1 protein-coding gene is annotated in these 1,282 nt (G+C 69.1%); it reads right to left on the reverse strand.

Translation table 11 applies throughout. The features are described 5' to 3' along the window. A partial coding sequence (locus ABZ909_RS43685; RefSeq protein WP_357012410.1) for an MFS transporter occupies nt 1–1,085 on the reverse strand: 1,085 nt, incomplete at its 3' end. Nucleotides 1,086–1,282: the final 197 nt, after the last annotated feature.

Consider the following 1,282-nt stretch of genomic DNA (forward strand, 5'->3'; position numbering starts at 1 on the left):
GACAGTGTCAGCAGGGTCAGCGCGAAGGTCGTCGCGCCGGTGGAGAGGCCGACGGCGTCGCTGAGGTAGCCGGCGCTGACGGGCAGCAGGCCGGCGGGGATGTAGCCGCCGATGTTGAACGCCGCGTTGGCTTCTGCCAATCGAGTGGCCGGGACGGCGTGGTTGAGCAGCGACAGTCCACCGAGCTGGCCCAAGCCCTGGCCTGCTCCGGCGAGCAGCGCCGAGGCGATCAGGTAGGTCGGTGACTGGGTGTGGACGGCGATCGCGAGGGTCGCCATCGCCAGGGTGGTCGCGGCGGCGGAGGTCGTCATCGTCGTCGGGCGCGGCAGGGACCGGGCGGCGAACTGGACGGCGGTGGCGGTGAAGAACATCGCGAAGGCCATGGCGCCGGCGATGATTCGGCTCGTCGTGCCGAGCAGGCCCGACAGCAGGGCCGGGCCGAGAGACAGCACGAAGGATGTGGCCGTGATTGCGGGCGCGAACACCGCGATGCCGAGGAAGAGCTGGCGGCGGTTGGCGTGGGGCACCCGGGGCACCCGGATCCATGAACCCGCACCCCGGTGTGCCGGGCGACCGACGGGCATCCGCAGCACCGTCACGAAAGCGGTTGCCAGCAGCGCGATCTCGACTCCGAAGACGGTGACGGTCGGGGCCGGGGCGGTCTGGGACAGGACACCGGACAGCAGCGGGCCGACGCCCGCGCCCAGCACCATGGCCGTCGAGGCGAACAGCGCGCCCAGGTGCTTGCGCTGCGGTCCGGCGACATCGGTGACGGCGGCCATGCCCGCGGAAACCGCCGCGCCGACCGCGATCCCGGTGAGCAGGCGAGCGATCATCAACGCGATCACGCCGGGCGCGGTGGCGAAGATCAGGCATGCGGTCGCCGCGAGGGTCAGGGCGGGGATCAGCACGGCTTTGCGGCCGAGCCGGTCGGAGGCGACGCCGGAGACCAGCAGTGATCCGAGCAGACCGACGATGTAGAACGCGAAGACCACGGTCATGGTGCCCTTGGAGAACCCGAAGTCGCGTTGCCACAGCACATACAGCGGTGTCGCGGCGTTCGAGAGCACGAAGACGGCGGTCACGGGCCATGCTGCGAGCCAGATCCACCATGTCGGGGCGACGCGGGGTTCGGTTCCGGGGTCGGTCGGCTGGGCGGCTTGTGCCGGACGGGTTTGTGTCGCAACCACTTCCACTACCTCCACTCAAAGTTCGAATTGACTCGAACTAGTACGAACGGAGTCGAACATAGCATGCTGTACGATCAAAGTCGTACAAGCCG

It is taken from the genome of Nocardia sp. NPDC046763, assembly GCF_040645495.1.
In the GTDB taxonomy this organism is placed as follows: Bacteria; Actinomycetota; Actinomycetes; order Mycobacteriales; family Mycobacteriaceae; genus Nocardia.